This is a genomic window from Agrobacterium cavarae (genome assembly GCF_004310285.1).
In the GTDB taxonomy this organism is placed as follows: Bacteria; Pseudomonadota; Alphaproteobacteria; order Rhizobiales; family Rhizobiaceae; genus Agrobacterium; species Agrobacterium cavarae.
In genome coordinates, this window is record NZ_SISF01000031.1 from 374824 (window position 1) to 399648 (window position 24825).

General features: G+C 59.9%; 19 protein-coding genes and 2 riboswitches. Of the genes, 14 read left to right on the forward strand and 5 right to left on the reverse strand.

The window, feature by feature from the left end; all coding sequences use genetic code 11:
- Positions 1 to 29 precede the first annotated feature (29 nt).
- Positions 30 to 1988 carry an acetate--CoA ligase gene (gene acs / locus EYC79_RS15120; RefSeq protein ID WP_113273107.1) on the reverse strand — a complete coding sequence of 653 codons (1959 nt, stop codon included), beginning with the start codon at positions 1986 to 1988 and terminating at the stop codon, positions 30 to 32.
- A gap of 230 nt (positions 1989 to 2218) precedes the next feature.
- Between acs and EYC79_RS15125 the strand changes: the two genes are divergently transcribed.
- The gene (locus tag EYC79_RS15125) at positions 2219 to 2920 is read left to right on the forward strand and encodes a DUF1013 domain-containing protein (protein ID WP_062424786.1); all 702 of its coding nucleotides are present in this window, start codon (positions 2219 to 2221) and stop codon (positions 2918 to 2920) included.
- Positions 2921 to 3229: 309 nt separating this feature from the next.
- Here the strand turns inward: EYC79_RS15125 and EYC79_RS15130 are convergent, their stop codons facing one another.
- Positions 3230 to 5014, reverse strand: a complete 1785-nt coding sequence (locus tag EYC79_RS15130) for a glucan ABC transporter ATP-binding protein/ permease (protein ID WP_062424787.1) — start codon at positions 5012 to 5014, stop codon at positions 3230 to 3232.
- Positions 5015 to 5323: 309 nt separating this feature from the next.
- Here EYC79_RS15130 and EYC79_RS15135 point away from each other — a divergent pair, with 309 nt between their 5' ends.
- The 6 genes from EYC79_RS15135 (at position 5324) to EYC79_RS15160 (ending at position 14067) form a co-directional block, all read left to right on the forward strand.
- On the forward strand, positions 5324 to 6094 hold the full coding sequence (locus tag EYC79_RS15135; protein ID WP_205654402.1) for a LuxR family transcriptional regulator: 771 nt from the start codon (positions 5324 to 5326) through the stop codon (positions 6092 to 6094).
- Between the two features lie 122 nt (positions 6095 to 6216).
- Positions 6217 to 9678 (forward strand): pyruvate carboxylase, encoded by a 3462-nt coding sequence (pyc, locus tag EYC79_RS15140; RefSeq protein WP_130978497.1) that lies wholly within the window; start codon positions 6217 to 6219, stop codon positions 9676 to 9678.
- 114 nt (positions 9679 to 9792) lie between these two features.
- Positions 9793 to 10617, forward strand: a complete 825-nt coding sequence (locus EYC79_RS15145; RefSeq protein WP_113227588.1) for a DeoR/GlpR family DNA-binding transcription regulator — start codon at positions 9793 to 9795, stop codon at positions 10615 to 10617.
- The gene (locus EYC79_RS15150; RefSeq protein WP_130978498.1) at positions 10614 to 11801 is read left to right on the forward strand and encodes an MFS transporter; all 1188 of its coding nucleotides are present in this window, start codon (positions 10614 to 10616) and stop codon (positions 11799 to 11801) included. The genes EYC79_RS15145 and EYC79_RS15150 overlap by 4 nt, the downstream gene beginning before the upstream one ends.
- Before the next feature lie 284 nt (positions 11802 to 12085).
- On the forward strand, positions 12086 to 13336 hold the full coding sequence (gene ispG, locus EYC79_RS15155) for a flavodoxin-dependent (E)-4-hydroxy-3-methylbut-2-enyl-diphosphate synthase (RefSeq protein WP_062424814.1): 1251 nt from the start codon (positions 12086 to 12088) through the stop codon (positions 13334 to 13336).
- Positions 13337 to 13404: 68 nt separating this feature from the next.
- Positions 13405 to 14067 (forward strand): YiaD family glycine zipper/OmpA-like lipoprotein, encoded by a 663-nt coding sequence (locus EYC79_RS15160; protein WP_062424792.1) that lies wholly within the window; start codon positions 13405 to 13407, stop codon positions 14065 to 14067.
- Positions 14068 to 14168: 101 nt separating this feature from the next.
- Here EYC79_RS15160 and EYC79_RS15165 read toward each other — a convergent pair whose 3' ends face one another.
- Entirely contained in the window at positions 14169 to 15068 is a 900-nt protein-coding gene (locus tag EYC79_RS15165) for a polyprenyl synthetase family protein (RefSeq protein WP_245495293.1), read from the reverse strand.
- Between the two features lie 252 nt (positions 15069 to 15320).
- Here EYC79_RS15165 and mtgA point away from each other — a divergent pair, with 252 nt between their 5' ends.
- Positions 15321 to 15968, forward strand: coding sequence for a monofunctional biosynthetic peptidoglycan transglycosylase (gene mtgA, locus EYC79_RS15170; protein WP_245495303.1), 648 nt, complete (start codon positions 15321 to 15323; stop codon positions 15966 to 15968).
- A gap of 6 nt (positions 15969 to 15974) precedes the next feature.
- On the opposite strand, the gene EYC79_RS15175 is transcribed toward mtgA, so the two are convergent.
- Both EYC79_RS15175 and metA read right to left on the reverse strand, forming a co-directional pair.
- Positions 15975 to 17000: an aldose epimerase family protein gene (locus tag EYC79_RS15175; protein WP_130978501.1), complete on the reverse strand. Its 1026-nt coding sequence runs from the start codon at positions 16998 to 17000 to the stop codon at positions 15975 to 15977.
- Positions 17001 to 17096: 96 nt separating this feature from the next.
- Positions 17097 to 18023: a homoserine O-acetyltransferase MetA gene (metA, locus tag EYC79_RS15180; protein ID WP_130978502.1), complete on the reverse strand. Its 927-nt coding sequence runs from the start codon at positions 18021 to 18023 to the stop codon at positions 17097 to 17099.
- Positions 18024 to 18085: 62 nt separating this feature from the next.
- Positions 18086 to 18162, reverse strand: a riboswitch (SAM riboswitch).
- Positions 18163 to 18252: 90 nt separating this feature from the next.
- On the opposite strand from metA, the gene EYC79_RS15185 reads away from it, so the two are divergent.
- From EYC79_RS15185 to EYC79_RS15210, 6 genes are all read left to right on the forward strand, one after another.
- Complete coding sequence (locus EYC79_RS15185) at positions 18253 to 18903, forward strand: thiamine diphosphokinase (RefSeq protein WP_130978503.1); 651 nt, start codon at positions 18253 to 18255, stop codon at positions 18901 to 18903.
- Between the two features lie 4 nt (positions 18904 to 18907).
- On the forward strand, positions 18908 to 20734 hold the full coding sequence (locus EYC79_RS15190; protein ID WP_113227026.1) for an ABC-F family ATP-binding cassette domain-containing protein: 1827 nt from the start codon (positions 18908 to 18910) through the stop codon (positions 20732 to 20734).
- Positions 20735 to 20799: 65 nt separating this feature from the next.
- Positions 20800 to 21192, forward strand: coding sequence for a VOC family protein (locus EYC79_RS15195; protein WP_062424950.1), 393 nt, complete (start codon positions 20800 to 20802; stop codon positions 21190 to 21192).
- 50 nt (positions 21193 to 21242) lie between these two features.
- A riboswitch (TPP riboswitch) is annotated at positions 21243 to 21350 on the forward strand.
- Positions 21351 to 21388: 38 nt separating this feature from the next.
- Positions 21389 to 22402: a thiamine ABC transporter substrate binding subunit gene (gene thiB / locus EYC79_RS15200; RefSeq protein ID WP_130978504.1), complete on the forward strand. Its 1014-nt coding sequence runs from the start codon at positions 21389 to 21391 to the stop codon at positions 22400 to 22402.
- Positions 22403 to 22421: 19 nt separating this feature from the next.
- Positions 22422 to 24047 carry a thiamine/thiamine pyrophosphate ABC transporter permease ThiP gene (gene thiP, locus EYC79_RS15205; protein WP_130978505.1) on the forward strand — a complete coding sequence of 542 codons (1626 nt, stop codon included), beginning with the start codon at positions 22422 to 22424 and terminating at the stop codon, positions 24045 to 24047.
- Complete coding sequence (locus tag EYC79_RS15210; protein WP_130978506.1) at positions 24044 to 24760, forward strand: thiamine ABC transporter ATP-binding protein; 717 nt, start codon at positions 24044 to 24046, stop codon at positions 24758 to 24760. The genes thiP and EYC79_RS15210 overlap by 4 nt, the downstream gene beginning before the upstream one ends.
- Positions 24761 to 24825 lie beyond the last annotated feature (65 nt).

The window sequence follows — 24825 nt, forward strand, 5'->3', positions numbered from 1 at the left end:
TCAGGACATGTGAGGCGCCCATAAAGGCCTCAAGCCGCCGCAGGCTTGTTCTGGCGGTTTTCGATCAGATCATCGACGACCGCGGGATCGGCGAGCGTCGAGGTGTCACCCAGCGCGCCGAAATCGTCTTCAGCAATCTTTCGCAGGATTCGACGCATGATCTTGCCGGAGCGGGTTTTCGGCAGGCCGGGAGCGAACTGGATCTTGTCCGGCGTTGCCACCGGGCCGATCTCATCGCGCACATGCTTGACGAGTTCGGCGCGCAGCGCTTCGTCGCCGGTCTTGCCCGCCATCAGTGTGACATAGCAATAGATGCCCTGTCCCTTGATATGGTGCGGATAGCCGACCACGGCCGCCTCCGAAACGGCGCTGTGCGAGACGAGCGCCGATTCCACCTCTGCGGTTCCAAGACGGTGGCCGGAGACGTTCAGCACGTCATCGACGCGGCCGGTGATCCAGTAATAGCCATCTTCGTCGCGCCGGCAGCCATCGCCAGTGAAGTACTTTCCCTTATAGGTGGAGAAGTAGGTCTCGATGAAGCGCTGGTGATCGCCATAGACGGTGCGCGCCTGGCCTGGCCAGCTGTCGGTGATGCAAAGATTGCCGTCGGCCGGACCTTCCAGCACCTTGCCCTCGGCATCGACCAGTTCCGGCTTGACGCCGAAGAAGGGGCGGGTGGCCGAACCGGGCTTCAGGTCAGTGGCACCGGGCAGCGGTGAAATCAGAATGCCGCCGGTTTCCGTCTGCCACCATGTGTCGACGATCGGGCTCTTGTCTTCGCCGACGACGTGATAATACCATTCCCAGGCTTCCGGGTTGATCGGCTCGCCGACCGTGCCGAGAAGGCGGATGCTGGAGCGCTGCGAGCGTTTGACGAACTCGTCGCCGGCGCCCATCAACGACCGAAGCGCGGTGGGTGCGGTATAGAAGATATTGACCTTGTGCTTGTCGATGACTTCCCAGAAACGTCCCTGGTCGGGGAAGTTCGGCACGCCTTCGAACATCAGCGTCGTGGCGCAGTTGGCAAGCGGTCCGTAGACGATATAGGAGTGGCCCGTTACCCAGCCGACATCGGCCGTACACCAGTAGATGTCGCCATCCTTGTAGTCGAAGACATATTCATGCGTCATCGACACATAGACGAGATAGCCGCCGGTCGTGTGCAGTACACCCTTCGGCTTGCCGGTGGAGCCCGATGTATAGAGAATGAAGAGCGGGTCTTCCGCCTTCATCTTCACCGGCTCGCAATGGGGTTTTACGTTTGCGGTTTCCTGGTGGTACCAGAGGTCGCGACCGGGCGCCCAGTTGGTCTTGCCGCCCGTGCGGCGCACGACCAGGACCTTGTTGACGATGACGTGCTGGCGCGCGGCGATGTGGATCGCCTTGTCGGTGTTCTCCTTGAGCGGAATGGGCTTGCCGCCACGAACGCCTTCATCGCAGGTGATGACGAAGGTGGACTGGCAGTCGACGATGCGGCCGGCCAGCGCTTCGGGAGAGAAGCCGCCGAAGACGACGGAATGGATGGCACCGATGCGGGCGCAGGCGAGCATCGCATAGGCCGCTTCCGGGATCATCGGCATATAGATGGTGACGCGGTCGCCCTTCTTGACGCCGTGCTTTTTCAGCACATTGGCGAGGCGGCAGACGGCATCATACAGCTGGTTGTAGGTGATCTTCTTGTCGATATAGGGATTGTCACCTTCCCAGATGATCGCGGTGCGTTCGCCATGCGTCTTCAGATGGCGGTCGATACAGTTGTAGGAGACGTTGGTGAGGCCGTCCTCGAACCATTTGATTGGCACCTTGCCCTTGAAGGAGGTGTTCTTGACCTTGGTGTATGGCTTGAACCAGTCGATCCGCTTGCCGTGCTTGCCCCAGAATTTCTCCGGGTCTTCCACGCTGTCCTGATACCATTTCAGATAGCGGTCATTGTCGATCAGAGTGCCGGTTTTGGCCGATTTGAGAACCGGGTAGATCTTCGCAGACATGAACTCCTCCTCATGCAGATTGTCTTTTTAAGTCTGGAGACTCCTGTCCTCCAGTCATGTGTCCAATTCATAACAGGTTGGTGACATCCGGCAATTAGACAAAGGTCATTTGTTTCTCGAACAATTGCAATTCTGATGCAATCCGGTTATAGAGCGGTCATATTCCCGGAAATCAGTGGTTTCATTCCACGCCCGCGACACCGGCGCGGACGCTCAGAAGGATTGTATCTATGGCTCAAACACTGCTCATGCCGAAAGCGACGGCCGTCTGGCTGGTCGACAACACGGCGCTGTCGTTCGATCAGATTGCCACGTTCTGCAAGCTTCATCCGCTTGAGGTCAAGGCAATCGCCGATGGTGAAGCAGCGCAGGGCATCAAAGGTCTCGATCCGATCGCAACAGGTCAGCTTTCCCGCGACGAAATCCAACGCGCCGAAGGCAACCCGAACCACAAGCTGAAGCTTTCCGAGCCGAAGGTTCGCGTTCCAGAATCCAAGCGCCGTGGCCCGCGTTACACGCCGGTCTCCAAGCGTCAGGACCGTCCGAATGCCATTCTCTGGCTGGTGCGCAACCATCCGGAGCTGAAGGACGCGCAGATTTCGCGTCTCGTCGGCACCACCAAGTCGACCATCGAGCAGATCCGTGACCGCACCCACTGGAACGCCGCCAACCTGACTCCGATGGACCCGGTCACGCTTGGCCTCTGCAGCCAGATCGATCTCGACCTCGAAGTCGAACGTGCATCGCGTGGTCGCCCGCTTCCCACCCAGGAAGAACTGGATGCGACCTTGCAGCCTGCAAGCACCACCGAAAAGCTCGGCTTCAACTATGAGCGCGAAGAAGAAAAAGAAATCGACGCCAACGCCGTTTTCGCCAAGCTCTCCTCGCTCAAGTCTACCCGCAAGGATGAAGACGAGGACGACAACTACTAACAGTCTATCCAATAATCGCCGTTGGCCGCCTGCAAATGGCAATTTCTGTGCTTCCGGTGCTCACGTACTTTAAGTACGCTGCGCTCCGGTTCTCGAAATCACCATTTTCGTCAGACCAACAGCAATTATTGAACAGACTGTAAGGCGTTTGGTCGGCCCTGATACTGCTCGCATCCAGAATGCACCTGTTGAAGCCCCGGTTCGCGCCGGGGCTTTTTGCTTTCTGCCGTTTCAGCAAACTGCACAAAGAAAAACCTCCGCAGCGCAGGGCTGCGGAGGTCAATCTGAAATCATCACGTCTTTTTTGTCTTATGCGTGGTTCATCTGTCGCTGCGGCATGTTGATAGATGGCACACCGGTCTTTTCGTCATCGTTGACAAGGCCGCTTGCTCTGAGCAGCGAAGTGAAGCGGCCACCGCGAAGGCTGAGTTCATCGAAGGTCCCCTTCTCGATGATCCGGCCATTGTCCATGAACAGCACCAGATCGGCGTCGCGAACCGTCGATAGACGGTGCGCGATGATGAAGGTGGTGCGATCCTTGCGCAGCGCATCGACGGCGTCCTTCACACGCGCTTCGGTTTCCACGTCGAGCGCACTCGTCGCTTCGTCCAGAACCAGGATCGGCGCATTCTTCAAAACCGCACGGGCAATGGCGATACGCTGGCGCTCACCACCGGAGAGACGGTTGCCGCGCTCACCCACCTGCGTCATGTAGCCATTCAGTCTGCTGTCGATGAAGTCGGTCGCAGCCGCCGCAGTTGCGGCTTGGACGATTTCATCGTCGGTTGCCGAATCGCGACCCAGACGGATGTTGTCGCGGATCGAGCGGTTCAGAAGACCGGCATCCTGGAACACGGTTGCGATCGAGCTTCTGAGCGACTGGCGCGTCACCGTCGAGATGTCGATGCCGTCCACAAGGATCTGGCCGGAGCTTGGGTCATAAACACGCTGCAACAGATTGATGAGCGTGGTCTTGCCGGCACCGGTCGGACCGACGATGGCGACCGTCTCGCCGGCATTGGCGACGAAGGAGACGTCGTGCACGCCCTGCTTGGTGTTGGCAAAGCCGAAATTGACGTTGCGGAATTCGACCGTGCCTTCGACGTGACCGAGTTCGCGAGCCGAATTCGGTTCTTCACGCTCCTGCACGGAATCTTCCAGCTTGAAGAAGTCCTCGAGCTTGGCGCGGGCTTCGAAAATCTGGCTGACGAAGGCGCGCATCTGGTCGAGGCGGCCGATCAGCAGGTTGGCGAAGCCGATAAAGGCAATGACGTCACCAACGCGAAGCTCGCCATTCTTCACCAGGATCGTACCGATAACGAGGATGATCATCATCGACAGCGTCGAGGCCGTGCGGTTCAGCGCGCTGGCGAAAGCCCACCAGTCGAGAACCGGGTACTGGGCGCTCAGCAGGCGCTCGGTGAAGGACTTCAGAGCCTTGGTTTCCGCTTCGATGCGGTTGTAGCTGTGCAGCACCGAGACGTTGCTGATCGAGTCGCTCACATGGGCAAAAACGGTGTGATAGTGCTCCTCGACGGAGGCCTGGCCTTCCTTCGTGCGGTTCATCACCCACTTGCCGATGAACCAGTAGAAAATACCAAGGCCCACCAGCACGAAGCTCAGGCGAACATCCATCGAGAAGGCAGTCGGGATCAAGAGCGCGACGGCAACGAAGGTTGCCAGATGCGTGCGCATGAATTCGAGCCAGAGGCCGAATAGCGTCTCGCTGGCGCGCAACAGCGTATGCAGCGCGTTGGAGGTGCCGCGCTGATGATGCCACGACAGCGGCATGGAAATGATGCGGCCGAAGGCTTCGGTCAGAAGCGAGGCGCGGCGCCCATGGGCAAGCCGGTCCGCCTCACGCGCCACGGCAACGTAAGCCACTGTATTGAAGAGGCCGAACGCACCCCAAAGGATGAGGATGTTGGTTGGAACGGACCCTGTCGACAGCGCATCGATGATCTTGCCGAACAAAACCGGCTCAGCGATGGTGATTGCCGCAAGAATGACGTTTGCAACAACGACGATCGTGACCCGCCATTTGTTGGTTGCAAGGTAGCGCAGGGCGCGCGTGTAAACTTGAAACAGTGTCAATTTCCAAATCCCGTCTTCATGTCAGTCCTGCCCTTTGGGGCGAAACCCTTACCTTCAGCGACAAGGGCGATTGCGGGCTATGCAAGCAGTTGTTTTATCGCTCTTTCTACATGAATGGGCGCTTAACGCCGGGGCTTTTGAAGCGAGACTCAAAAAAAATCGCGTTCTGCACCATCTGAATATTTTGGATTGTCAAATCGATCCATTTCGCGGAAAAGTTTCAATGCATGACACGTTTCTTTATTAGATATTTGCCGCGTTTGAACCTGGCTGCTAAGGGGTGCGAAAGACATACCCCCTGCAAGGTTCGTGGTCTTTTTTATTGCCAGGATCTATTTTGAGATGCAGACCCTATTTACGTTCCTGGACACCCATGCAGAGCCAATGGGTCTGGATGAATTTCTCTCTTCTTTCCAGCAGGTTATAAGCCAATACGGGTTTGACTATTATCGTATTTTCCGACGCGCCGTCCGGCGGGCTGCGGTCAAGGATGTGGTGCTGGCACAACAGCAGCCCGAGGGCTGGCCCGCGATTTACGACGCTAAGAAGTATAGCGAGGTCGATCCCATCGAGCGATCGCTCTGTCTGTTGCAAAAACCGGTGCGGTGGCGGGATGCGGTGTGCCTTCTTCCGCAGGCGACGCATCGCAAGCGTGCGGCGAAACTTTTTCAGGATGCGGCTCGACATGGACTGCGGGAAGGCTATGCCTTTCCAATTCACGGGCGCAACGGCATGCTGGGTGGCGTTGTCATCAGCGGCCTTGGCTGCCATCTGACAGAGCGTGAACTGGCAATCTTCGATGCGGTCATGCGTGTCACGTTCTGGCGTGTTGCGGATTTGACCGGACACTCGGAAGATCTGCTTTCCTCTCCGGATCTTTCGGTGGCGCAGCTGACGCGCCGGGAGCGCGATGTGCTGACGCTACTAGCGCTCGGCAACACATCGCCGGAGATCGGCAAGGCCCTTTCGATCACCAGTCATACGGTGGATTGGTACCTCGGCAGTATCCAGCGCAAGCTCGGTGCGCGAAACCGCCAGCATGTCGTGGCGCTTGCGTTTCGCTGCGGCTTGATTGGTTGACGCATTCAGACGCGCGGACCAGAACCGGGATGATGAAAATCGTCCTTTCCAACATGCGGTTTTGCTGCTTAATTCCGCGGTGCAGCATGTTGGAGTGCTCATAAGGTTCTTGGGAGGCCGTTTTGAAGATATCGAAAATTCTCGTTGCCAATCGTTCGGAGATCGCAATCCGCGTATTTCGCGCCGCCAACGAGCTCGGTATAAAAACGGTCGCCATCTGGGCGGAAGAGGACAAGTTGTCCCTCCACCGCTTCAAGGCGGATGAAAGCTACCAGGTCGGACGCGGTCCGCATCTTGCCAAGGATATGGGTCCGATCGAGAGCTATCTGTCGATCGAGGAAGTGATCCGCGTCGCCAAGCTCTCGGGCGCTGACGCCATCCATCCAGGTTACGGCCTCCTGTCGGAAAGCCCCGAATTCGTCGACGCCTGCGATGCCGCCGGCATCACCTTCATCGGCCCGCGCCCGGCAACCATGCGTCAGCTCGGCAACAAGGTGGCCGCCCGCGATCTGGCGATTTCGGTGGGCGTGCCGGTTGTTCCGGCGACCGAGCCTCTGCCAGATGATCTTGCGCAAGTGGAACGCATGGCCGAGGAGATCGGCTACCCGGTGATGCTGAAAGCGTCTTGGGGCGGCGGCGGTCGCGGCATGCGCGCCATTCGCAAAAAGGAAGATCTGGCGCGCGAAGTCACCGAAGCCAAGCGCGAAGCCAAGGCGGCCTTCGGCAAGGACGAAGTCTATCTGGAAAAGCTGCTGGAACGCGCCCGCCACGTGGAAAGCCAGATCCTTGGCGACACGCATGGCAATGTCGTCCATCTCTTCGAGCGTGACTGCTCCATCCAGCGGCGTAACCAGAAGGTGGTTGAGCGCGCGCCAGCGCCCTACCTGTCGGAATCGCAGCGCCAGGAGCTTGCCAATTATTCGCTGAAGATCGCAGCCGCGACGAATTACATCGGCGCCGGCACGGTCGAGTATCTGATGGACGCCGATACCGGCAAGTTCTACTTCATCGAGGTCAATCCGCGCATCCAGGTGGAGCACACGGTAACCGAAGTCGTCACCGGCATCGATATCGTCAAGGCGCAGATCCACATTCTCGAGGGTGCTGCCATCGGCACGCCCGAATCCGGCGTGCCTGAGCAGAAGGATATCCGTCTCAACGGCCACGCGCTTCAGTGCCGCATCACCACGGAAGATCCCGAGCACAACTTCATTCCCGATTACGGTCGCATCACGGCCTATCGTTCGGCCTCAGGCTTCGGCATTCGCCTGGATGGCGGCACGTCCTATAGCGGCGCCGTCATCACCCGCTATTACGATCCGCTGCTCGTCAAGGTCACCGCATGGGCGCCAAAACCGGATGAGGCGATCAGCCGTATGGACCGCGCGCTGCGCGAATTCCGTATCCGCGGCGTGGCGACCAATCTCACCTTCCTGGAAGCAATCATCGGTCACGAGAGCTTCCGCAACAACACCTACACGACTCGCTTCATCGACTCGACGCCTGAGCTTTTCGCCCAGGTGAAGCGTCAGGACCGCGCCACCAAGCTTCTGACCTATCTGGCCGACGTCACCGTCAACGGTCACCCGGAAACCAAGGGTCGCGCCACGCCGTCCGACAAGGCCGTCAAGCCTGTCGTGCCCTACATCGAAGCGCCGACGCCGGACGGTACGAAGCAGTTGCTGGACAGTTTGGGGCCGAAAGGCTTTGCCGACTGGATGCGCAACGAAAAGCGCGTCCTCGTCACCGACACCACCATGCGCGATGGTCACCAGTCGCTTCTGGCAACGCGCGTTCGCACCCATGACATTGCCCGCGTGGCGAGCGTCTATGCCAAAGCACTTCCGCAGCTTCTGTCGCTGGAGTGCTGGGGCGGTGCGACCTTCGATGTCTCCATGCGCTTCCTGACCGAAGACCCATGGGAGCGTCTGGCGCTGATCCGCGAAGGCGCGCCGAACCTGCTTCTGCAGATGCTTCTGCGCGGCGCCAATGGCGTCGGCTACAAGAACTACCCCGACAATGTCGTGAAATATTTCGTCCGTCAGGCGGCAAAGGGTGGGGTCGATCTCTTCCGCGTCTTCGACTGCCTGAACTGGGTCGAAAACATGCGCGTCTCGATGGATGCGATCGCCGAGGAGAACAAGCTCTGCGAGGCGACCATCTGCTACACGGGCGATCTTTTGAATTCGGCGCGGCCGAAATACGATCTCAAATATTACACCAATCTTGCGGCTGAGCTTGAAAAAGCCGGTGCGCATATCATCGCCGTCAAGGATATGGCGGGTCTTCTGAAGCCTGCCGCCGCGAAGGTTCTGTTCAAGGCCCTGCGTGAAGCAACCGGCCTGCCGATCCATTTCCACACGCATGATACGTCTGGCATTGCTGCCGCCACAGTGCTCGCCGCAGTCGATGCGGGCGTGGATGCCGTGGATGCGGCGATGGATGCCTTCTCCGGCACCACCTCGCAGCCCTGCCTCGGTTCCATCGTCGAGGCGTTGTCCGGTTCGGAACGCGACACGGGTCTCGATGCAGAGTGGATCCGCCGCATCTCCTTTTACTGGGAAGCGGTGCGCAACCAGTATGTGGCCTTCGAAAGCGATCTCAAGGGACCGGCATCGGAAGTCTATCTGCATGAAATGCCCGGCGGCCAGTTCACCAACCTGAAGGAACAGGCGCGGTCGCTCGGTCTTGAAAGCCGTTGGCACGAGGTGGCGCAGGCCTATGCCGATGCCAACAAGATGTTCGGCGATATCGTCAAGGTCACGCCATCCTCCAAGGTCGTCGGCGACATGGCACTGATGATGGTCAGCCAGGATCTGACGGTGGCCGATGTAGAAAATCCGGAAAGGGAAGTTTCCTTCCCGGACTCGGTCGTCTCCATGCTCAAGGGCGATCTCGGCCAATCGCCGGGCGGCTGGCCTGAAGCGCTGCAGAAGAAGGCCCTGAAGGGTGAGAAGCCTTACACCGTTCGTCCCGGCTCGCTTCTGGAAGATGCCGACCTCGATGCGGAGCGCAAGGCGATCGAAACCAAGCTGGAGCGTCCGGTCGATGATTTCGAGTTTGCCTCCTATCTGATGTATCCGAAGGTCTTTACCGATTTCGCGCTCGCTTCGGAAACCTACGGTCCTGTCTCGGTACTGCCGACCCATGCTTACTTCTACGGCATGGAAGACGGCGAGGAGCTGTTTGCCGATATCGAACGCGGCAAGACCCTCGTCATTGTCAACCAGGCGTCTTCGGGTGTCGACGACAAGGGCATGGTCACCATCTTCTTCGAGATCAACGGCCAGCCGCGCCGCATCAAGGTGCCGAACCGTGCCCATGGTGCCAGTGGCTCGGCTGCCCGCCGCAAGGCAGAGCCGGGGAACGCCGCCCATGTCGGCGCGCCGATGCCGGGCGTTATCTCCCGCGTCTTCGCCAATGCCGGCCAGGATGTGAAGGCGGGCGACGTTCTGGTTTCTATCGAAGCGATGAAGATGGAAACGGCTCTGCATGCCGAGCGGGACGGCAAAATCGCCGAAGTCCTCGTACGGCCAAGTGACCAGATCGACGCCAAGGATCTGCTGGTCGTCTACGCCGAGTAACGAAGCGACATCAAGAGTGACGAGAATGCCCGCCACCGTGCGGGCATTTCCGCTTGTGGATAAGCCTTCCTGCATGTATGCGTGTTTGTGCACGATTCCCCATGTTGGTGCCGAATGTCCAAAATCGACCACTTCGTCAGCGAGCGTCAGACGCTGATCTTCGCCGAGCTGCAGAGCAAGGGCCGCGTTCTTGCGCAGGATCTCGCCCAGGCTTTCGATGTTTCGGAAGACACGATCCGGCGCGATCTTCGCGATATGGCAGCGCGTGGACTTTGCGAGCGCGTCTATGGCGGGGCGCTGATATCCGGTGGCAAGACGGTGCCGCTCAGCCACCGTGTCACGGATATGCAGGACCGCAAGGATGCGCTCGGCCAAGCCGCGGCGGCGTGCATCGCACCGAAAATGACGATCTTTCTCGACGCCGGCTCCACCAATCTTGCCGTTGCCCGTCACTTGCCGAAGGGCGCGGGGCTGACCGTCATCACCAATACGCCAGTGATTGCGGCAGAACTGTCCGGCCGCGCCGATCTGGAGCTGATCGTGGTCGGCGGGCGAATTGATCCCGCCGTCGGTGCCGCCATCGATACAATGGCGATCTCTCAGCTGGAGGATATGCGACCCGACCTCTGCATCCTCGGCGTCTGCGGCATGACGGCTGATGGCGGGCTCTCCGCCGACATCTATCAGGACGCGACCTTCAAGCGGCTGGCCTGCAAGGCGAGTGCCAGAACCTTGGCGGCGCTCACCACCGAGAAGCTTGGTATGGGCGCGGCCTTCCATGTGGCGGCGCTCACCCCCGATCTCACCCTTGTTCTGGAGAGCGATGCGGATGAGGCTTTCGTTCGCGATCTCAGGAGACAAAATCTCGACATTCATCTTGCCGGGCGTGACGCCCGTGCCTCATCCCATCCGCATTCACCGAAGGACCAGCCCGCATGACCGGCTCCCCCATGTCCGTCTCCACCGCCCGCACCCCCTATATGACGAAAAACCGCTTTGGCGTCTCTTTGCTGTTCCTGATGAACGGTTTCATGATGGGCTCCTGGGCGCCGATGATTCCCGAATTTGCCAAGCGCCTTTCGCTGAGCGAAGCTGAGCTCGGGCTCGTCATTCTCGTCTTCGGTCTCGGCTCGCTGTCCTGCATGCCGGTTGCCGGTTCGCAGATCGCCCGTATCGGGTCGCGCTCGGTGACGCTCTTCTGCGCCGCCATCTTTGTGCCGACACTACTTCTCATCACGCTCTCCAATACCGTCTGGGCGGGCGTCATCACCGTCTTTCTCTTCGGCGGTCTGACGGGCGCCATGGATGTGGCGATGAATGCCAATGCCGTTGCGGTGGAGCGCGGTATGCGGCGCGCCATCATGTCGTCATGCCACGCCTTCTGGAGCCTTGGCGGCCTGATCGGTGCGGGCCTTGGCGGTCTGCTGATCACCAAGATCGGCATTTATGGTCATGCCGTTGCGCTCACTATCATCGCTGCAGCCCTTCTTGCGGTTGCCTGGCCGCGCGTCATGGTGGATCGTCCGCACCCTGAAGAAGAACGGCCGAAGGGTGGCTTGCCGCTTACACCGCTGCCCTGGATCATCGGTCTCATGGCGCTGTTTTCCATGGTGCCGGAGGGTGCGGTCCTCGATTGGGGTGCGCTCTATCTGCGCAACGAGCTTGGCGCATCGGTTGCGGTTTCCGGCTTTGCCTTCGCCGCCTTCTCGCTGACCATGGCCGTCATGCGCTTCGCGGGCGATCTGGTGCGCGAGCGTCTCGGCGCCGTGCGCACGTTGCAAGTCTGCTCGGCCCTGTCGATCGTCGGTCTTCTGATTGCAGGTGCTGCCGGAAACGCCTTCATTGCCATTATCGGCTTTGCCATTGCCGGTATCGGCATCTCCAACATGGTGCCGATCGCTTTTTCCGCTGCCGGCAACATGCCGGGGCTGGCGCCTGGCATCGGTCTGTCTGTCGTCACCACCATGGGCTATTCCGGCATTCTGGTCGCGCCCTCGGCCATTGGCTTCATTGCCGAACATACCGGGCTTGCGACCGTGTTCCTGTTCATTCCGCTTCTGCACGTGGTCGTGCTGCTGCTCTCCAGGCTCGCTCGTCATGCCGACGGGGCTAGCGGTCACTGAGCCACGCCAATCGTTCCGTGCGTCTGGAGCGCTTCCAATCTCTAAGGAAGCGCTCTCGTTTTGGGTCGGGCGTAAGACGGGCTCGAATTTTGCCATGATTGCGGTAAAATAAAGCACGGCGCGCAAAAGTGTGAAGCGGTTTTGCGATAACGCCATGCGAACAAGAAGACCGTACAGTGTGAGAGCGAAGCGACACGCTTTAACAGTTGACTGCTTCGATGTTGACAAGGCGCCCGCCTTGATCCACCTGAATGAAGACCCTCACCGCAGTTGCAGAGACCATGATGAACGCACACGCCGATTACGATCCGAAGCCACGCCGCGCCTCCGTTGCCGTCGATGTCGGTGGTGTGATCGTCGGTGGCGGTGCACCGGTCGTGGTGCAATCCATGACCAACACGGACACGGCCGATATCGATGCGACGGTCCAGCAGGTTGCGGCCCTTCATCGCGCGGGCTCGGAGATCGTCCGCATTACCGTGGACCGGGATGAGAGCGCTGCCGCCGTTCCGAAAATCCGCGACCGTCTGCTGCGGCTTGGCATGGATGTGCCGCTTGTCGGTGACTTTCACTATATCGGCCACAAGCTGCTCGCCGATCATCCCGCCTGTGCCGAGGCTCTGGCGAAATACCGCATCAATCCCGGCAATGTCGGCTTCAAGGACAAGAAGGACAAGCAGTTCGGCGACATCATCGAGATGGCGATCCGTTACGACAAGCCGGTGCGCATCGGCGTCAACTGGGGTTCGCTCGATCAGGAATTGCTGACGAGCCTCATGGACAAGAACAAGGACGCCGGCTTTCCGCTGTCCGCCCGTCAGGTCACGCGCGAAGCCATCGTCCAGTCGGCGCTGATATCCGCCGAGCTTGCCGAAGAGATCGGCCTGCCGCGCAACCGCATCATTCTTTCCGCCAAGGTCAGCCAGGTTCAGGATCTGATCGCGGTCTATTCCATGCTGTCGGAGCGCTCCGACCACGCGCTGCATCTCGGCCTCACCGAAGCCGGCATGGGTTCCAAGGGCATCGTCGCCTCTTCGGCTGCCATGGGTTATGTGCTGCAGCAGGGCATCGGCGATACGATCCGCGTGTCGCTGACACCGGAGCCAAATGGCGATCGCACCCGCGAAGTGCAGGTGGCGCAGGAACTGTTGCAGGTCATGGGCTTTCGCCAGTTCATTCCCGTGGTTGCCGCCTGTCCGGGATGCGGGCGCACGACGTCGACCGTTTTCCAGGAACTGGCGCAGAACATCCAGAACGATATTCGCAAGAACATGCCGGTCTGGCGTGAGAAATATCCAGGCGTCGAAGCGCTGAACGTCGCCGTCATGGGCTGCATCGTCAATGGTCCGGGCGAAAGCAAGCATGCCGATATCGGCATTTCGCTGCCGGGAACCGGCGAGAGCCCTTCCGCACCCGTCTTTATCGATGGCGAAAAGGCGTTGACCTTGCGCGGTCCGAACATCGCCTCGGACTTCGAGGCGCTGGTCATCGACTATATCGAAAAACGTTTTGGCCAAAAGGACGCGGCGGAGTGAGTCTCGATCGTGAAAATGCCCGAATCGCTGTGTCTTACCTCCCGAAACTCACGGAGCAATGATTTCCAATGATCAAGAAGTTTGCTGTTCTTGCGCTTGCCGCAACTTACCTTTCCGCCTGCACCACGACCGATCCCTACACGGGTGAGCAGAAGGTCTCCAACATGGCGGGCGGTGCGGGGCTTGGCGCGCTGGCCGGTGCGGTTGGCGGTCTGGCGATCGGCGGCGGCAACAAGGGCCGTAACGCGCTGATCGGTGCCGGTATCGGCGCGCTCGCCGGCGGCGCAATCGGCGGCTATATGGACAATCAGGAGGCCGAGCTTCGCCAGCAGTTGCAGGGTACCGGCGTCTCCGTCACGCGTCGTGGCGACAGCATCGTTCTCAACATGCCGTCCAACATCACCTTCGCGACGGACCAGGATCAGGTGATCCCGCCTTTCTACCCGACGCTGAATTCGGTCGCGATCGTTCTCAACAAGTTCAACAAGACCTATATCGACGTCAACGGCTTCACCGACTCCACCGGCAGCCTGAACCACAACCAGCTGCTGTCACAGCGCCGCGCCGCCTCGGTTGCCAATTATCTCGCAAGCCAGGGTGTCGATCAGCGCCGCATGTCCACTATGGGCTTCGGCCCGTCGCAGCCGGTGGCATCCAACGCCACGCCGGATGGCCGCGCCCAGAACCGTCGCGTGGAAGTGTTGATCTCGCCGCTGACGCAGAACGGCTAAGATGCAATAGCGCCTATCGGATTTTAGAAAAGGGCTGCTTTGGCGGCCCTTTTTGTTGTGGGTGTGAAGATGTTGGGAAGGCGGGAGAGATGCTTACGCCTTCAGCTCTTTCGCTCAGCAATAAAGCGTGCCGCTTCTACGAGGATCTCTGCCTTGTCGCCATAGGGCGCAAGCAGGTTTGCGGCATCGCGCACCTGCTCCTGCAGCTTGGCGCGTGCCCAGTCTTCGCCACGCAGTGCCACCAGCGTGCCTTTGCCGCGGGCGGCGTCCTTGCCGGTTGCCTTGCCCATTGTGGCGGCGTCGGAGGTGAGATCGAGGAGATCGTCGGCAAGCTGGAAGGCGAGGCCGATCTTTTCGCCGAAGCGGCGCAGCGTCTGGCGATGGGACGCATCGTTTCCGGCAATGATGGCGCCGGCCTCACAGGCAAAGCGCAGCAACGCACCGGTCTTCATCGCCTGCAATGTCACGATGCCCTGTTCGTCCGGTGCCTGTTTTTCCGCTGCCAGATCGAGTGCCTGACCGCCTGCCATGCCGCCAATGCCTGCGGCGCGTGCCAGTGCCAGCACAAGGGCCGTTTTCTGATCGCCTGTCAGCGGCGTTTCGGGGCTTGCGATGATGTCGAAGGCAAGGGTGAGCAGGCTATCGCCCGCGAGGATCGCAGTCGCCTCGTCGAACTTCCTGTGCACCGTCGGCAGGCCGCGACGCAGGTCGTCGTCATCCATGGCGGGAAGATCATCATGCACCAGCGAATAGCAGTGGAGGCATTCCAGTGCAGCGCCCACACGCTGGGCCGCAGCCTCATTGCCGCCGAGCAGCCGTGCCGTCTCAATGACGAGGAAGGGCCGCAGGCGCTTGCCGCCATTCAGCACGCCGTGGCGCATGGCGTCCAGCAGGTTTGCGGGCCGTGCGATCTCGTCGTCGCCGACTGCGCCTGTCAGAAGCTCTGCCAGCAGTTTTTCCGTGCTCGCCGCGTTGTCTCGCAGCCGTGTCTCGAATGTCATGGCGCCGCTTCCTTCCATCTCGCGGCTGTTTGGCATGGGGGAAAAGGGCTGGCAAATGTTTTGTTGAAGGGGTGCGGAACTTCACCATCGTGAGTAGCCTTGATGGTGCGAGCAGAATATGAAAGGCTTGATCTGAACGAGCGGGGACGGGATGTGAGCAGTACGCCGGAAAGCGAAAGGGAGTACGAAGCGCTTCCCGACGAGGAGAGCAGGCCGAAGTTGGATATCAGGAGCCTCGCCAAACGCGTCGGCATGTTCGTGCTGGCGCTGTTGATCCTGCCCTATCTGTTGATTCCTCTCTATGCGCTTCCCTTCATTCGTCCCGTCTCGACGCTGATGCTTGCCGATCTGGTGACCTTCCGGGGCTACGACCGGCAATGGGTGCCGCTTGAAGATATTTCTCCCCGTCTCATCCAGTCGGTGATGATGTCGGAAGACGGCCAGTTCTGTTTCCACCATGGCGTGGACTGGAACCAGATGCAGGATGTCGTCAACGACGCGCTGGAAGGCGAGGCGACACGTGGCGCCAGCACCATTCCGATGCAGACGGCCAAGAACCTGTTTCTGTGGAACGGGCGATCGCTCATCCGCAAGGGTCTGGAGCTTCCGCTTGCGCTCGTTTCCGACTTCGTCTGGTCGAAAAAGCGGATGATGGAGATCTATCTCAATATCGCCGAATGGGGCCCGGGCATCTACGGTATCGAGGCCGCAGCGCAATACCATTTCAAGGTGCCGGCCTCCAAGCTCACCTCTCGCCAGGCTGCACTTCTGGCCGTATCCTTGCCAAACCCGATTGATCGAAATGCCAGCAAGCCCGGCCGCGGCATGCAGCGTCTTGCGGGGTTGATCGAGCGCCGGGCCCGAGGCTCCGGCGCTTATGTGGGCTGCGTGCTGGACTGACCTGCTTCAGCCTTTCTTAAAGATGTAATCCGTTTCCTGCCGCAGCGTTTCGCCGGGGCGAAGGATCGCCTTGGGGAAGCCCTCGTGATTGACGGCGTCCGGCCAGATCTGGGTTTCCAGGCAGAAGCCGGCAAAGGGGCCGTAATGGCGGCCATCGTGGCCCGGAACGGCGGTGTTCAGCTTGAAGCCGGAATAGAACTGCACGCCGGGTTCTGTGGTGTGGACTTCCAGCGACACGCCGGAGGCCGGAGCGCGGACATGTGCCACCTTGCGCTTGGCCACGCGCTCTGCGGACAGGCAGAAATTGTGGTCGTAGAGCACCTGTTCGCCCTTGTCGTCCTTCAGGCTCATCGGCGTCGGCTGGCGCAGATCGAACACCGTTCCCGAGACAGGGCGAATGTCGCCGGTCGGGATCTGGCGCTCATCGGTCGGCAGATAGTGATCGGCAGAGATTTCGATCTCGTGGTCGAGTGCGGTTTCAGCACCGTCGAGATTGAAGTAGGAGTGCTGGCAGACGTTGGCGATGGTCGGAAGATCGGTCGTCGTTTCATACAATACCGAAAGAACGCCGCCTTCGCGGATGGTGTAGGTTGCGGTCATCGTGCAGTTGCCGGGATAGCCGGCGCGACCATTCGGATCGATGATCTGCAGAATGACATGGCTCGGTCCGTGTTCCATGATCAGCCAGTTGCGCTTGCCCGTGCCGTCGCTGCCGCCATGAAGATGGCTGACGCCCTTTTCGTTGAGCTCCAGCTGATAGTCCTTGCCGTCGATGGAGAATGTGCCGCCACCGATGCGGTTGGCGTTTCGGCCGGGCGTCGCGCCAAAGTAGGAGGAGTATTTCGGGTAGTCGTCGAAGGCGTCGAAGCCGAGCACCAGCGGCGGCTGATGACCCCCAAGGCGCAGGTCCTGGATGACCGCACCCCAGGTCATCACCTTGGCGGTCAGACCGCCGGCGGAAATCGTCACCCGCTCGACCTTCTCGCCGGTGGCCGTAATGCCGAAATTCTCCCGTGCGCCTGCTTCGCTCATCCCGAATTCTCCCTGTCGCTTGCGATTTGCGCCGGACGTTGCGTCATTTTGGCGTCCGGCGCAACGCCGGAATGTCAAATTCTTGGAGGCTCCTGATCAGCGGGTTGTCGTGCCGATCGCGGCCAGTTCGTAAGGCGTGGTCTGGTAGATCTCGTTGATCCAGTTGCCGAAGAACAGATGGGCATGGCTGCGCCAGCGGTTGAGCGGGGTCAGCGCCGGGTCGTTATGCGGGAAGTAGTCATGCGGCAGCTTGATCGGCACGCCGGAATTCACGTCGCGGAAATATTCGTCTCCCAGCGAGGTGGAGTCATACTCCACGTGGTTGAACATGTAGAGCCGCTTGCCGCGCTTCTCATGCACCAGGCACACGCCCATCTCCTCGGACTCCATCAGGATTTCGAGGTCCGGATGCTTCTCGATATCGGCGCGGCGGACTTCCGTCCAGCGGGACACCGGCACCTGGAAGTCGTCAGAAAAACCATTGAGGTAGATGGAGGCCGGGCACAGATTGCGATGGCGATAAACGCCGAAGGCCTTCTCCTTCAATTCATGCTTCGGCACGCCGTGGAAGTGATAGATCGCCGCCATTGCACCCCAGCAGACATTCAGCGTCGAATGGACATTGGTCTCCGTCCAGTCGAAGATTTTCCGCATCTCGTCCCAGTAGGTCACGTCTTCGAAGGCCAGCGTTTCCACCGGTGCGCCGGTGATGATGAAGCCGTCGAACTTGCGGTGACGCACCTCTTCCCACGTCTCGTAGAAGGACAGCAGATGTTCTTCCGGCGTGTTCTTGGCGCGGTGTCCGCCGATGCGCACCAGCGACAGTTCCACCTGCAGCGGCGAGGCGCCGACAAGGCGGGCCATCTGGATTTCGGTCTTGATCTTGTTCGGCATGAGATTGAGAAGCCCGATCTGGAGCGGGCGGATATCCTGACGGATCGCCATGGTCTCGGTCATCACCCGCACGCCCTCATTCACGAGGGTTTCGAAGGCGGGCAGCGTATCGGGAATCTTGATGGGCATCGCGAACTCTCACGTCCAAAAACAAAAAAACCGGCAGCGAAATCGCAACCGGTCCTCGGAAATTGCCTGTTTCCTCGACCCTTTAGCGACTTCTTTAAAGTGGCTGCAAGCCGGTCGGCAAATCACCACTGGGGGCTGTCATAATCCCGTCCGGCCGAAAAATCAATATCGCCGCCCTCTGCAGCGTTTCCGCCTTTCCTTGAGACAAGGTTTCGCGATAAGGCAGGGCATGAAATCGGATCACTTCACCATTCTGCTGGGCGGCGATATCGCGGTTACGGATCGCCTGCAAAAGGCGGTTGCCGGATCGCGCGTGATTGCCGCCGATAGCGGTATGAAACATGCTGGGCCGCTCGGGCTCACCCCTGAGCTCTGGGTAGGCGATTTCGATTCCGCCGATGCGGCGCTTGTCGACGAATGGCCGGATGTGCCGCAACAGCCTTTTCCCGCCGCCAAGGGGGAGACGGATGGCGAGATTGCCGTTTCCGAGGCTTTGGCGCGAGGCGCGAAGCGTCTGACACTTGTCGGTGCATTGGCGGGCGAGCGATCCGACCATGCGCAGTTTCATCTGCTCTATGCTGTGGCTCTGGCCGAACGCAGCCTTGAGGTGGTGCTGACGTCTGGTGAGGAAGAAGCTTTTCCGCTACTTGCTGGCGCGTTGGCGCTCGATTTGCCGCGCGGCTCGCTGTTTTCCGTCGCCGGTTTTACTGCCCTTTCGGGCCTCGATATCGAGAATGCCCGTTATCCCCTCAATGATTTTGCGCTTGCCTTCGGCTCGTCGCGCACTATGTCCAACGTGGCTGAGGGCGAAATTCGCCTTCGCCTCAAAAGCGGCAAGGCGATCGTGCTTGCCCGTCCCTACGATCTGACCGGAGCCTGATGCCTTGGCACCCCCCATTCTGAAACTCGACGATATCAAGCTGACCTTTGGCGTGACACCACTTCTGGATGGCGCCAACCTGCAGGTGGAGCCGGGCGATCGCATCTGCCTCGTCGGTCGAAACGGGTCGGGCAAGTCGACGCTGATGAAGATCGCCGCCGGTCTTGTCGAAGCGCAGTCGGGCGAGGTTTTTCGTCATCCGTCCGCGACGATCCGCTACCTGGAGCAGGCGCCGGATTTCGGCGCCTACGACACCGTGCAGGCCTATGCCGAATCCGGTCTTGGACCGGGCGACGATCCTTACCGGGTCAGCTATCTGCTGGAACATCTGGGTCTGACCGGCCAGGAAAATCCATCGAGCCTTTCCGGTGGCGAAGCGCGTCGTGCGGCACTTGCCCGTGTCATGGCGCCGGAGCCCGACATCCTGATGCTTGACGAACCGACCAACCATCTGGATCTTCCGACCATCGAATGGCTGGAAAGCGAATTGCAGCAGACGCGAAGCGCGCTTGTCCTTATCTCGCACGACCGTCGCTTCCTGGAGAAGGTTTCGACCGCCACCGTCTGGCTTGATCGCGGCCAGTCGCGTCGTCTCAGCCGCGGCTTTGGCTATTTCGAGGAATGGCGCGACAAGGTTCTGGAAGAGGAAGAGCTGGAGCAGCACAAGCTCGGCAAGGCGATCGAGCGCGAAGAGCACTGGATGCGCTACGGCGTGACGGCACGCCGCAAGCGCAACATGCGCCGCGTAGGAGAACTGCGTGACATGCGTGCGGCCTATCGCGGCCACAAGGGTCCGCAAGGCTCCGTGCAGGCAACGGCGGTAGAAGCGCGCGAATCCGGCAAGCTGGTGATCGAGGCCGAGGCCATCACCAAGTCCTACGGCGATCGCACCATCATCGCGCCCTTTTCCCTGCGTGTGCATCGCGGCGATTGCATCGGTCTCGTCGGGCCGAATGGTGCAGGCAAGACCACGCTTCTTAAGATGCTGACCGGTGAGTTGGCGCCTGACAGCGGCACGGTGAAACTCGGCACCAATCTGGAAATCGCGACACTCGATCAGAAGCGTGAGGACCTCAATCCCAACGATACGCTGGCGCATTACCTGACCGATGGTCGCGGCGAAAGCCTGCTGGTCAATGGCGAGCAGAAGCATGTGACCGGATATATGAAGGACTTTCTGTTCCAGCCGGAACAGGCCCGCACGCCGATCCGCAATCTGTCTGGTGGTGAGCGCGCGCGTCTCATTCTGGCGCGGATCCTGGCAAGGCCAACCAACCTTCTGATCCTTGATGAGCCGACGAACGATCTCGATATCGAGACCCTCGATCTGCTTCAGGAAATCGTCGCTGGCTTTTCCGGCACCGTCATTCTCGTCAGCCACGACCGTGACTTTCTCGACCGCACCGTGACGTCCACCATCGCGCCCGCCAACCCGGATGCGCCGGATGGCCGCTGGATTGAATATGCTGGCGGCTATTCCGACATGATGGCGCAGCGCAAGGGCGCGGCCGAAGACAAGAAGCGTTCCGAAAAGCAGGAAAAGGCGAAGGCTTCTGCAAGTACAGCGACCAGTGCCGAGCCTTCCAAGGCCAAGGGCAAACTCTCCTTCAAGCAGAAGTTTGCGCTGGAAAACCTGCCGAAAGAAATGGAAAAGCTTCAGGGCGAGATCGCCAAGCGCGAAGAGCGCATGGCCGATCCGCAGCTCTTCGCCAAGGACCCGGCTGCTTTCAACAAGCTGGCAGACGAGATGGCGAAGCTTCGCGAAAAGCTGGAGGCCATGGAGGAAGAATGGCTTGAGCTTGAGATGCTGCGCGAAGAGATGGAAGGCTAGTCCAGCACCATCTTTGACAGCTCATCAAATATGCGGTTCTCTATCCAAAACGGAGGAGCCCCACCATGCGCATGATCTTCGTCAATCTGCCGGTGAAGAATATCGAGACATCGAAAGCCTTCTTCACCGCGCTCGGCTTCAGCTTCAATCCGGAATATTCCGATGAGCGAACGCTGTGCATGATCGTCGAGAAGAACATCTTCGTCATGCTGCTTCAGGAAGAACGCTTCCGCGATTTCATAAATGGCGAAATCGCCGATGCCAATCGCGGCACGGAGGTGCTGACCTGCCTTTCGGCGTCCAGTCGCGAGGAGATCGACAGCATGCTGAAAACAGCGCTGTCTTCCGGTGGGCGAGAGTGGAAACCGGTGCAGGATCACGGCTTCATGTATGCCGCAAGCTTTCAGGATCCCGATGGCCATGTCTGGGAACTGGTTTACATGACGGAGCAGGCATAGGCGCGCGGCATCACGTCTTGCCAATAAGCGATTGTGTCACTACATCTTTTCTCGCTCTAACGGGGTGCTTTGTCGAAAAGACAAGGCTGAGAGGCGTTCGCCAACCCGAAGAACCTGATCCGGTTAACACCGGCGGAGGGATTAGACGGCTTCCATCCAGACGCCTATTCCCGTAACCCATTCGAGAAGGTGTCTGATGTATCGTCGTTTTCTGCTGTCCGGCCTCGTCGCCGCATCCTTCCTCCTGCCGAGCCTTGGCATCGCGCAGGATAAAAAGGTTCTTACCGTCTACACCTATGAAAGCTTCGTCTCCGAATGGGGTCCCGGTCCCAAGGTAAAGGCGGCGTTCGAGAAGACATGCGATTGCACCGTCAATTTCGTCGGCGTCGCCGATGGTGTGGCGCTGCTCAATCGCCTGAAGCTGGAAGGTGCCAGCTCCAAGGCGGATGTCGTGGTCGGCCTCGACACCAACCTCATTGCCGAAGCCAAGGACACCGGGCTCTTCGAAGCATCGGGTATCGACGCCTCCGCTGCAAAGGTGCCGGGCGGCTTCAAGGATGATGTTTTCGTTCCCTATGATTACGGCCACTTTGCCGTCGTCTACGACACCCAGACGCTAAAGAACCCGCCAAAAAGCCTGAAGGAACTGGTCGAGGGCGACCCGTCGCAGAAGATCGCCATTCAGGATCCACGGACGTCGACGCCGGGTCTTGGCCTGCTGCTCTGGGTCAAGTCGGTCTATGGGGACAAGGCACCGGAAGCCTGGGCAAAGCTCAAGGATCGCGTGCTGACGGTGACGCCGGGCTGGTCGGAGTCCTACGGCCTCTTCACCAAGGGCGAAGTACCGATGGTGCTCTCCTATACCACATCGCCCGCCTATCACATGGTGGCCGAGCACAGCGAGCGCTATCAGGCCGCAAGCTTCCAGGAAGGCCATTACATTCAGATCGAAGTCGCCGGTCTGTTGAAGAACGCGCCGGAGAAGGATCTCGGCAAGACGTTCCTTTCCTTCATCCTGACCCCTGGCTTCCAGGATGCCATTCCGGAAAACAACTGGATGATGCCGGTCACCGCCACGTCGCAGCCGCTGCCGGATGCCTTCAACAAGCTGGTCCAGCCGACCAAGACCTTCCTGATGTCGCCGGAAGAGGTGGCGAAGAACCGCAAGGCCTGGATCGATGAGTGGCTGACCGCGATGAGCGTGAAGTAATCTCACGCGGACCCCGCCCGTGATTGCGCGCAGCGACAGAAGACGGTTCCTGATCAGTGGCATGGCGGCTTTCTCCGCCGTGTTGCTCTTCATCGGACTTGCGGTCGCAGCGCTGCTTTCCTTCGATACACAGGCGGCGTCGAACGCCCTCTTCGATACCTACACGCTGCGCATTCTCCGCTTCACGCTTTGGCAGGCGACACTCTCCACCGTTCTTTCGGTGGCGCTCGGTCTACCGGTCGCACTGGCGCTCGCACGCCAAAGGGATTTTCCCGGCCGTATCTGGATCATCCGGCTGATGGCGGTGCCGATGGGTCTGCCGGTGATCGTCGGCGCGCTCGGGCTGATCGCCATCTGGGGCAGGCAGGGGCTTCTCAACACGGCGCTACTCTCTGCGGGCGTGGAACAGCCTTTCAGCATCTACGGCCTTTCCGGCATTCTTATTGCCCATGTCTTCTTCAACCTGCCGCTTGCCGTGCGCTTCTTCCTGGCGGGGCTGGAAAGAATGCCCGGCGAATATTGGCGCATGAGTGCCGTGCTCGGCATGAATTCCCTCTCCACATTCCGCTTCATCGAATGGCCGGTGATGCGGCGGCTCGTGCCGGGTGTAGCGGGCCTGATCTTCATGCTCTGCGCCACGAGCTTCACGCTTGTCCTGCTGCTGGGCGGCGGTCCGGCTGCGACGACCATCGAGGTGGCGATCTATCAGGCGCTGCGCTTCGATTTCGATCCGCCACGTGCCATTGCCCTGTCGCTGATGCAGATCGCGATGACCGGCCTGCTTCTTTTGCTGCTCTCGTTTCTGCCGGGTGCGGAAGCGGAGGGGCAGACGCAGGGCCAGACGGTTCGTCGTTTCGATGCCGCTCGCCCGTTGCCGCGTCTTTGGGATGGCCTTGTCATTGTTCTTGCGATGCTCCTGGTCGGCTCGCCGCTCGTCGCCGTCGCGGCCTCCGGATTGACTGCGGATCTATGGCGTCTTTTGAGCGCCGAGATATTTCGGCGCGCAGCCATCACCAGCCTGTCGATCGCGCTTGTTTCGGCAACGCTCTCGGTTCTCGTTTCCGTGGCGCTCATCCGGGCGCGCCAGGTGGTTGCGGACAACGATGCACCGGCGTGGGGCGCAAGACTCCTTGCGGCGACTTTTGGTGGCGGCGCTTCGATGGTGCTTCTGGTGCCACCCGTCGTGCTGGGCAGTGGCTGGTTTCTGCTGCTGCGGCCCTTTGGCGATGTGTCCCTCTTCGCGCCATTCCTCGTGGCGCTCATCAACATGCTGATGGCCTTGCCCTTTGCCATGCGCGTTCTTGAGCCCGCCTTCACGACCCATCAGGCAAGAACCGGCAGATTGGTTGCCAGCCTCGGTGTCACCGGCTTTTCCCGTTTTCGCCTTGTCGATCTTCCCGTCCTGTGGCGAGCCTTCGCCATGGCCTTTTCCTTTGCCATGGCACTGTCGCTTGGCGATCTCGGAGCCGTTGCTCTCTTCGGCTCGGAACGCTTCGTCACCTTGCCGTGGCTCGTCTACAGCAATATGGGCAGCTACCGCACCAATGATGCGGCGGGCTATGCCTTCATTCTTGGTGTTATCTGCCTCATCCTCGCAGCAGGCGGCGTATCTCGCCAATCCGAGAGAGCGAAAGCAGCAACATGAAAAGCGATCAGGCAAAGGTTAGGCTGGAACAGGTATCGCTGCAGCTTGGACGGCAGCACTTCTTCTTCGACGCGTCCTTCGAGGAAGCGAAGGTGACCGCGGTCGTCGGTCCTTCCGGTTCGGGCAAGTCGACGCTTCTCAATCTCGTCGCGGGTTTTGAAACGCCGACAGGCGGTCGCGTGCTCATCGGGGCTGACGACATGGGTGGACGCGATCCGGCAGAAAGGCCGATTTCGCTGATCTTCCAGGAAAACAACCTCTTCGCCCATCTCGATATCGTCACCAATGTCGGCCTCGGGATCAGCCCGTCGCTTCGCCTGACACAGGAAGACAAGGCAAGGATTGCGTCAGCTCTTGAACGGGTCGGGCTTGCGGGTTTCGAAAAGCGGCTGCCCTCCAGCATGTCAGGTGGCGAACGCCAGCGTGCAGCACTTGCGCGTGCACTGGTTCGTCAGCGCGCGGTCATGCTGCTGGACGAACCCTTTGCAGCGCTCGATCCGGGCTTGCGCGCCGGAATGGCGGGGCTGTTGAAAGAGCTGCAATCGGAAAACGACAACACGGTTCTTCTTGTCACCCATCACCCGGACGATATCCGCCGTCTTGCTGACGCGGTGGTTTTTCTGTCGGACGGCAAGATCCTGTTTCAGGGTGCGACGGAGGCCTTCTTTTCCGCCACAGACATTCCCGAGGTCGGAGCCTTCCTCCAGAAGTAGTGCGGGGACGTGCCACAATTTGGACGCGGCGCAATGTCAATCCTGCAAATAGACAGTGAAGGTGC